Consider the following 7,510-nt stretch of genomic DNA (forward strand, 5'->3'; position numbering starts at 1 on the left):
GGGAACGGTGGAACTGCTGAGGTCGCAGATACAGAGAGCGGAGGAGCACCTGTGCAGTGCAGGGCTCCAGCGACGCCTCTGCGGATCACTGAACGCGGACGGCGAAGATGAGGTACCGCGTGCGAAGTCGTGGACCGTCGACGGCGTGGCGGTGCCGGCGGATCAGGTCACGTTGTCCGGGGCAGCGGCGGGTTGGACGTGGCCGCTGCGCAACCGGATCGGCCCAGCCGTTCCCATCACGGGACCGCGCTCCACGAGCTGCGGCTTCACCGCCACGAGCTGGGCGTCGAGCAAGGACATCGATCAGCCGGAGAGCGCCTGCCGGCGCCGTTCCCGTCGACAACCTCGAAACCGGTTCTGGGCGATGTTTGGTCAGCACACATACGGGTACGGAACCCCGTAGGCGACTCAAACACCAATTGTCGTACCACGGCCATGACACTCCCCCGCGTCATCCGCCAACTCACGGCTCAGCCAGACACATAGTGTGCATCGATCAGCCGGAAGCAACCCCCACAGAAACCCCCGCGCCACCTGAGTGACTAACCGCAGATTAGCCACACTCGCAACCTGCACGAATCCGCCAAACAGTCCAATTCCAGATCCTACCCATTTCAACAGCCACGTAACCACCTAATACGCAGCTGTACAATGCCTCGTCACTTGCAGCACCCGCACAGACACATGCAGTGATCAACTGCCCACCGTGTCGCACATCACACCCCGACCCGGTGCATTCCATTCCAGAGCGCGAGGCAACTCTGGAAACGTGACCACATTTGGCCAACATCCGGCGGGCATTGCCCACCCGGAACAGGCAACCAAGGTCGCCCGCCGGTCCTTTCTGCAGGTCAGCGGATAGACGTGACAATCTTTCAATTGCGCACCTCCTGCGGACTCATTACAACCCGAAAGGCCAAGCCAGAAACCCGGCGTGCCCGGTGCGAGCTGGGTGAACGATTCGATATCGAACGGCGAACAGTCGGCAACATCGTCCACGGACGCATCTGCGCGATCTCTCGCCCGAGCCAGTCGACGACGCCATCCATCTCACGACCATGACTGGGCGCAGGCGCGAACCGGCCAACGCCTGGCGTTGCCACGCCACTGCGCTGTTCAAGCTGCGCAAACGCGGCATCCCCTCGCGCTCCGGCTCGGCATTTGCACCTGGGTAACGCAGCAGGTGGCCCTGCGGTTGACCTTTCGATTCTCGGGCTTCTGTTCGACATTCGACATCCGGCTCTCAGCGGGATCATCCAGCCGTCAATTCCGCACCTGGTGGTGATCTTGCCGCCGATTGGAGCACGAGGCCGAGTCGATCACGGCGATAGCATCGCCATGAATCGGCTCGGGACCTACGTGGTCGACCTGGTGTCGACGGCCGAGATGACTGCGCCCGTGCGACGTGGCGTTCGTGTCGCGGACGAGACCGTTCCGGATGGTCTGGTCGTTCGTCCGCGACCGGAGGGGGAACTATGCCGGTGTTGACGGCGGACGTATTAGCAGCGCGGACCGGCAGGGCGGTGCCGCTGGCGCGGCGCCCGGTGGCGGTGATCGCGGTGCTCTACGCGGCCCTGGTGTTCCCGTTCGCCGGGAACTACGGGCTCTCGGCTGACGAGCTGTACTTCCGGCTGCTGGGCGACGATCCGCGGTGGGGTTACTTCGACCAGCCACCGCTCGCGCCACTACTCGCGAAAGCGGGCGCCGTGCTGTTCGGCGACACGGCATGGGGCATCCGGGTGCCGGCCCTGCTGTGCGGCGTGGCGATCGTCGTGCTCGCCGCGCTGATCGCCGCGGAGCTGGGCGGCGGCCGACGCGCGCAAGTGCTCGCGGCAGCCGCTGTGGGCACGTCGGTAACCGTGCTCACCATGTCGCACTTCCTGCTGACCAACAGCCCGGACCTGGTCGCCTGGTCCGCGGTGTCGTTGTTCGCGCTGCGGGCGCTGCTGCGCGGGGACGGCCGGTGGTGGTTGGCCGTCGGTGCGACGTGCGGGGTGGCGATGTACGCCAAGTACATCGTCCTCCTGCTACCGCTGACGCTGGTGGTGGCGCTGCTGGTGCTGGGCCCGCGCAAGGAACTGCGCAGCCGGTGGTTGTGGGCCGGCGCCGGGCTGATGCTCGTGATCGGCGCGCCGAACCTGATCTACCAAGTGGTCAACGGCTTTCCGCAGCTCGTCATGGCACGGTCGTTGTCAGAGGGCAATTGGGCGGACCGGCTGTTCTTCCCCTATGACGTGGCGGTACTGGTCGGGCTGGCGGCGACACCGATCCTGGTGGCGGGCCTGGTCGGCCTGCTACGCCGCCCGGAATGGCGACCGGCGCGGGCACTGGGGGCGGCCTACCTCGTCGGCACAGTCCTGGTGCTCACCGTCTCACCCAGCGGCATCGACTACACAGAGGGCTACCTGGTCCCGCTCGTCGCCGCGGGATGCGTGGTCACCGACGGATGGTTGGACCGGCGCCCGGCGCGGCTGCCCGCGACGGTGACAGTGCTGTCGCTGTTCGCCGTGCTGCAGGTGGCGCAGGCCTTGCCGGTGGTGCCGGAACGGTTGTACACGCAGTACCCGATGTCGAGCCTGACGGTGGAGACCATCGGCTGGCCGCGGCTGGTCGGACAGGTCGCCGACGCCTACGCCGCGCTGCCCGCCGACGAGCGATCGCGCGCCGTGGTGCTGGCGCAGAACTTCGGCGAGGCGGGCGCCCTGCACTGGATGCGCGACGAGCACCCGCTCCCGCAGATCTACAGCGGACACAACGAGCTGTACTTCCGGGGACCGCCGCCCGAGACGGCGGATGTGGTGATCGTGGTTGGCATGGACGAGAACCGGCTGGCGCAGGACTTCCGCGAATGCTCCGTGGTGGCGCGCATCGACAACGGATACGGGCTGGAGACCCCGGAGCAGGGCAAGGCCGTCTCGGTGTGCCGCGGTCCGCGGGCGCCGTGGGCCGAACTGTGGCCCAGGTACCGGCTGATCGGGCCCTACTAACCGGGTGTTCCGCGCAGAGGAGTTGCTGCTGTCTCGTGGGTGAACAGCCGTTCAGAGAAGGAGCCGAGCCAGCTTCGCCGGTGCGAACTTGCGATAGCTCTCGGTCAGCAACTCCTTCACCTCGGCCCAGTCGACATCGGGCTCCACCATCATCCCGACCACGTCATGGCCCCATGCCGCGCGGAAGAACGGCTCCCCGCCGTTGACCAAGGCCTCGAACTCCTCCGGCTGGGCACGAAAGGTCATGACCACCGCCGGCTCATCAAGTTCAGAGGCTCGGCCGAACACCGTGTCCTGGCCAGGGCGCACCGTGTAGACGTGCACGAAGGTGCGACGGCGAACGCGCCACCGCGTTCCCACCCAGGCCGCTTCCTCGTGACTTTCCGGAAGCGTGGCACAAATTTCGCGGAGCGCTTCGAGCACCCGGGACGGCACGTCGGCACGATCTGTCATGGTCCACTCCCCTCGCGCCAGGCAACGCCGGCGCAGTCAGGCCTTCCAGAAACTGCTGCCGTGGGCATCGAGTTTTCCACTACGTTGATCTCATGGAGATCCACGACATCCCCGTCGCCACTCTCGCAGGTGAGCCAGGAAGCCTGAACACGTTGCGGGGCAAGGTGCTGCTCATCGTCAACGTCGCGTCGCGCTGCGGCCTCACCCCGCAGTACGCCGGCCTGGAGCGACTCCAGGAGAAGTACGGCGAAGAGGGCTTCTCCGTGGTCGGATTCCCGTGCAACCAGTTCGCCGCACAGGAACCGGGCACCTCCGAGGAGATCGCCACGTTCTGCTCGACGACCTACGGGGTGTCGTTCCCCCTCTACGAGAAGGTGGAGGTCAACGGCTCCGGGCAGCACCCCGTCTACCGGGAGCTGACGCGGCACCCCGACGCGGAAGGGACCGCAGGCGACGTGCAGTGGAACTTCGAGAAGTTCCTGGTGTCGCGCGACGGACAGGTGCTGAGCCGGTTCCGTCCGAGGGTCGAGCCAGAAGACCCGGCGATCACCGAGGCGATCGAGGCCGCCCTGCGCTAGTACGGTTCCTATTCGCACGCCGCCAACACGTTCTTCCAGTAGCCCTGCCGGTCTTGCGGCCCTCCGGCTCGGATGTCACTTCGCGCATCGCGGACGAAGGAAGGCGTGCCGTCCACGTCGTGCGGGAGCGAGGCGCGCATGGCCTCGTCTCCCCACAGGACGGCGTAGTCCTCGATCAGGTGGACGTCGTGGTAGCCGGGGACGTTCCAGTCCGCCGCCGCGATCCGCGAGGGCTCGGCCAGTGGGATCACGACGAGGGTGACGGAGGGCCAGAACACCTCGGGGTCCTCGTCGAGCGGGGCGTAGGCGCCGGAGCCCACGTACACCGGATGGCTGCCGGCAGGAAGCTGGTGGGAGAACCCGCCCTCGGTCAACCACGGGGTCTCCCAGGTGATCGGGCTGTTCACCACGACGAGATCACCGGCGTGGTCGAACCACGTGGGCCTGGACGCGACGGAGTACGCCGGCGGGGCGGGCGCGTACTTGTCGGTCAAGCGCCACAGCAGTTTTTCCATTTCCACGTGGTCGTGTCCTTTCGGCCGCCTTCGGCTACAGATGATCTCACGAGGCGACCAAGGGTGCGGGACCGGCTTCCATTGGCATACAAGGGAATGCGCACGATGGCGCCCTGGTCGAGGTTGGTCACCCACACCGGTGAGGCCGTGGATCAGGCGACGCCGACCCGGTTCACCGACGAAGCTGAGGCGCTCGACGCCGTGGCTTGAGCGAGCAGGGTCAGCGTGGTGTGCGACGGCGAGCCGGGTGGTGCGGTGGCGACCACGATGCTCGGCCCCGGTCCGTTGCTCAGGGTCTGCTGCGTGACGGTCAGCGAACCGACCAGGGGATGCCTCATCTCGTATTCGGCCGTGGCACAGGCTTTGACGCGGTGGTCAGCCCACATCGAGGCGAACTCGGTGCTCCTGGCACTCAGCTGCCCCACCAGTTCATGCAGCGCGGCATCGTCCGGATGCTGCCCCGCCATCAGGCGCAGGTTCCCGACCACCGCTTTGGCCTTGCTCGGCCAGTCCGCGTACAGCTCGCGGGTGTGCGAGTCGAGGAACACGAGCTGGGCCATGTTCGGACGTCGCGGCGACTCCCCCGCGTCGAAGTCCAGGTGTCCCGCGAACAACGCGTGTCCCAGCCTGTTCCAGGCCAGCACGTCGCTGCGGCGGCCGAGCACGATCGCGGGGACGGCCGCCAGCGCGTCGAGCAACTGACCGGTCGCCTCCGACACGCGTTCGGGCGGCGATCGGCGTGCCCGACGTGCCTGCTTTGCCGGTCTGGCAAGGGTGTGCAGATGCTGCCGTTCGGCTTCGTCCAGTCGCAGGGCCGTGGCGAGCGCGTCCAGCACCTCGGGCGAGGCGCTGTTCGAGTGACCTTGTTCCAGCCTCGTGTAGTAGGAAATGCTCACGCCGGCCAGGCGCGCCAGTTCTTCCCGTCGCAGACCTGGCACACGTCGCCGCTCGTCGTAGGTCAGCACGCCGATGTCCTCGGGACGAAGCTGCGAGCGCCGCGTCTTGAGGAAGTCCCCCAACCGTGCAGTTCCGCTCATGGATCCGAGTATGGCTCGCACCTGAGCGCGGTACCTGTCCCCACCAGGGATATGCAGAGCTGGGAGTGGTGCGCACGCTGGACGATCGATGAAGTGGGTGGTGCCAAGACACGTCGAACAAGGGACTTCAATGAGCACCGCCAACGAACTGCACGACCCGTCCGACTTCACCTTCACGCGTCGCGCGTGGGTCGATGCCACTCCTGCCGACGTCTACAGCCTCGTCAGTGACGTGTCCTCGATCAGCCGCTGGAGTCCGAACGCGAGCGACGTCGCCTTCGACGAGGGTTCCGGCCCGGAGGCCGGCGCGTGGTTCAGCGGCCGCAACCGCAGGGACAGCAAGGAGTGGATCACCCGCTCGCAGGTCGTGAAAGCCGAACCAGGCGCCGCTTTCGTCTTCGTGGTCGGCGGAGCCGACAACGGCATCGTCGAGTGGAGCTGGACGTTCCACGCCCGTGGCCGCGGATCCGTGGTGGAGCAGTCGTGGCGGCTGCTCCGCCTGGACCCGGTCCTCGGACGCACTCGAGCGGAGCTGAACGCGTTGCGCGACTACATGGCTGCCAGCGCTGAGACCACGCTGGCTTCCCTCGCCGAATGGGTCACGAACCAGCGCGGCGTTCCCGGAACGCGATCATGTTCATCCGGTTGCCGCACCGCACGCTGCAGAACCGCTTGAGGCCGTTGCGGGACAGGTCCAGGACGAGGCCTTCGCAGTCGTCAGCCGCGCAGATCTTCAGGCGGTCCATCTCGTTCATCCGGATCACGTCGATGAGAGCGAGCGCGGCTTCCACTCGGATTCGTTCGGCGAGCGGGGAGCTGGACTCGGTGGCGTGCATGTGCCAGTCGAGCGAGTCGTGCCGCACGAGCTGCGGGACTGCCTTGGCGTCGCGGAGCATCTTGTTCACAGCTTCGACGGCGTCGTCGCGGTCGAGGGTCCACACGTGCCTCAGCAGCGCGCGCGTGCGATGGACGTCGCGCAGTTCCGCCTCGTCGTGGTCGATGCGTCCCGTGTACTGGTAGCGGCCGAGCAGGGCCTCGAGCTCTTCGACCGTGGCCAGCTCGTCCGCACCGCTGCGCGATGCCGATGGATCGGTGTTGCACAGGACGACGACGAAAGCGAGCGAGTCCTCCGTGTCAGGGGCAAAACGCAAATTGACTCCTTACCGGGACCGGCCTAGCGTCAGGACCGTCAGCCACGGTAAGCCATGACAGTGCTCGACGCGGGGAGGCAAGCATGAGGGTTTCACCGACGTCTACCGGCCTGATCGCGGCAACGGTCTCGTTCATCTCGTTCGGCACCTCCGGAGCATTCGTCAAACCGCTGTTGGAGGCCGGCTGGTCCCCTGCCGCCGCCGTCACGGCCCGCGCCTTCACCGCCGGACTCCTGCTGCTTCCCTTCGTCGTGGTCTCGCTGCGCGGCCGGTGGAGCTTGCTCCTGCAGGCCCGGTGGTCCGTGCTGGGCATGGGCCTCGTCGGCGTGGCGGTCACCCAGGTCCTCTACTTCGCCGCCATCCAGCGCATCCCGGTGGCGACCGCGCTGCTCATCGAGTTCCTCGCGCCCCTCATCCTGGTCGGGTTCACCTGGGCGGTCAGCAGGCGAACGCCCGCGCCCGTCGTCCTGGTCGGCTCGGTGCTCGCGGTCGGCGGCCTGGTGCTCGTCATCGGCCCCGGCGCGATTCAGGCCGTGGACCCGATCGGTGTGGCGGCTGCTTTCGGCGCCGCCATCGGGTGCGCCGTGTACTTCCTGATCGCCGCACGCCCCAACAACGGCCTTCCTCCGGTCGCGCTCGCCGGAGCAGGACTGCTGCTGGCCGCGCCCGTCCTGGCGCTCGTCGGGGCGACCGGCTTGCTCCCGTTCACCGCCACGTTCGGCGACCTGCCCCTGTTCGGCACGACCACGGCCTGGTGGGTGCCACTGCTCGTCGTCGCGGTCTTCGGCA

Annotated in this window: 9 protein-coding genes; 4 read left to right on the top strand and 5 right to left on the bottom strand. The window is 67.2% G+C overall.

Features of this window, described 5'->3' with window-relative positions; all coding sequences use genetic code 11:
- Positions 1-162 precede the first annotated feature (162 nt).
- A complete protein-coding gene (locus FXN61_RS26780) occupies positions 163-300 on the bottom strand; it encodes a hypothetical protein (RefSeq protein ID WP_167976789.1) in 138 nt (45 codons plus the stop codon).
- 1,175 nt (positions 301-1,475) lie between these two features.
- Here FXN61_RS26780 and FXN61_RS26785 point away from each other — a divergent pair.
- The gene (locus FXN61_RS26785; RefSeq protein ID WP_167976790.1) at positions 1,476-2,987 is read left to right on the top strand and encodes an ArnT family glycosyltransferase; all 1,512 of its coding nucleotides are present in this window, start codon (positions 1,476-1,478) and stop codon (positions 2,985-2,987) included.
- A gap of 51 nt (positions 2,988-3,038) precedes the next feature.
- Here FXN61_RS26785 and FXN61_RS26790 read toward each other — a convergent pair whose 3' ends face one another.
- Entirely contained in the window at positions 3,039-3,410 is a 372-nt protein-coding gene (locus FXN61_RS26790; RefSeq protein WP_223165616.1) for an MmcQ/YjbR family DNA-binding protein, read from the bottom strand.
- A gap of 122 nt (positions 3,411-3,532) precedes the next feature.
- Here FXN61_RS26790 and FXN61_RS26795 point away from each other — a divergent pair, with 122 nt between their 5' ends.
- Positions 3,533-4,018 (top strand): glutathione peroxidase, encoded by a 486-nt coding sequence (locus tag FXN61_RS26795; protein WP_167976792.1) that lies wholly within the window; start codon positions 3,533-3,535, stop codon positions 4,016-4,018.
- Positions 4,019-4,026: 8 nt separating this feature from the next.
- Here FXN61_RS26795 and FXN61_RS26800 read toward each other — a convergent pair whose 3' ends face one another.
- Together FXN61_RS26800 and FXN61_RS26805 are read right to left on the bottom strand one after the other, a co-directional pair.
- On the bottom strand, positions 4,027-4,533 hold the full coding sequence (locus FXN61_RS26800) for a hypothetical protein (RefSeq protein WP_167976793.1): 507 nt from the start codon (positions 4,531-4,533) through the stop codon (positions 4,027-4,029).
- A gap of 152 nt (positions 4,534-4,685) precedes the next feature.
- Complete coding sequence (locus tag FXN61_RS26805) at positions 4,686-5,570, bottom strand: helix-turn-helix transcriptional regulator (protein ID WP_167976794.1); 885 nt, start codon at positions 5,568-5,570, stop codon at positions 4,686-4,688.
- A 130-nt stretch (positions 5,571-5,700) separates the two neighbouring features.
- On the opposite strand from FXN61_RS26805, the gene FXN61_RS26810 reads away from it, so the two are divergent.
- Positions 5,701-6,246 (top strand): SRPBCC family protein, encoded by a 546-nt coding sequence (locus FXN61_RS26810; protein WP_167976795.1) that lies wholly within the window; start codon positions 5,701-5,703, stop codon positions 6,244-6,246.
- Here FXN61_RS26810 and FXN61_RS26815 read toward each other — a convergent pair.
- The gene (locus FXN61_RS26815; protein WP_167976796.1) at positions 6,170-6,721 is read right to left on the bottom strand and encodes a CGNR zinc finger domain-containing protein; all 552 of its coding nucleotides are present in this window, start codon (positions 6,719-6,721) and stop codon (positions 6,170-6,172) included. The two genes, FXN61_RS26810 and FXN61_RS26815, sit on opposite strands and share 77 nt — an antisense overlap.
- An 83-nt stretch (positions 6,722-6,804) precedes the next feature.
- Between FXN61_RS26815 and FXN61_RS26820 the strand changes: the two genes are divergently transcribed.
- A partial coding sequence (locus tag FXN61_RS26820) for an EamA family transporter (RefSeq protein WP_167976797.1) occupies positions 6,805-7,510 on the top strand: 706 nt, incomplete at its 3' end.

It is taken from the genome of Lentzea indica (assembly GCF_012184385.1).
GTDB classification, from domain to species: domain Bacteria; phylum Actinomycetota; class Actinomycetes; order Mycobacteriales; family Pseudonocardiaceae; genus Lentzea; species Lentzea indica.